Raw genomic sequence first — 717 nt, 5'->3', positions numbered from 1 at the left:
GCCGGCCCAGCCCCACCCACAGCCGCGCCTGGCCGGGGACGTCCGGCAGGGCCTCGTGGCGGGGGCGGCGCTCCTCACGCTGGCCGCGCGGACGGTGCCGCTCCAGCTTCAGCGGCTTGTCGTTGTGCGTCTTGCCGTTGAGGGCCTCGAAGCCCGGGGCGTCGCCTTCCGGCACGTAGACGTAGCCGTAGGTGGGGCGGGTGAGGGCCTTGAGGACCTTGCCGCCCGGGGCGCCCAGGGACTCCAGCGTGGCGGGCAGCTTCGCCTCGTCCATGCCGTCATCCATGCCCAGGTTCACCCAGAGCTTCACCTCGCCGGGGCCCGCGTCCGGGGACGGGGGCGGGCGGGTGCTGGGGACGTCGCGCTCGCTGCGCGGCTTGCTCTTCTCCACGCGCAGCGTCTTGCCGCCGTGCTGCTTGCCGTTGAGGGCCTCGAAGCCCGCGGAGTCGTCCTCGGCGACGAAGACGTACGCGAACGTGGGGCGCAACTCCGCGCGCACCAGCTTGCCCACCGGCGCGCCCGCGTCCTCCATGGCCGTGGCGATGCTGCCCGGCCCCAGGCCGTCCGCGGTGCCCAGGTTCACCCAGAGCTTCGTCTCACCGGGGCCCGGCTCCAGCGCGGCGGAGGGTGCGCCCATCCGGCGCTCGCCCCGGTCCTCGCGGCGCGGCTCGTCGCGGCGCGGACGGCGCTCGCGGTCCGGGTGCTCGTCGCGGCGGG

1 protein-coding gene is annotated in these 717 nt (G+C 76.0%); it reads right to left on the bottom strand.

Annotated elements, in window-relative coordinates:
- A partial coding sequence (locus ACLEQD_RS44725) for a DbpA RNA binding domain-containing protein (RefSeq protein WP_410391970.1) occupies positions 1-717 on the bottom strand: 717 nt, incomplete at both ends.

The organism is Corallococcus sp. 4LFB, from assembly GCF_046520365.1.
GTDB classification, from domain to species: Bacteria; Myxococcota; Myxococcia; order Myxococcales; family Myxococcaceae; genus Corallococcus; species Corallococcus caeni.
This window is presented reverse-complemented; position numbering and strand designations above follow the sequence as displayed.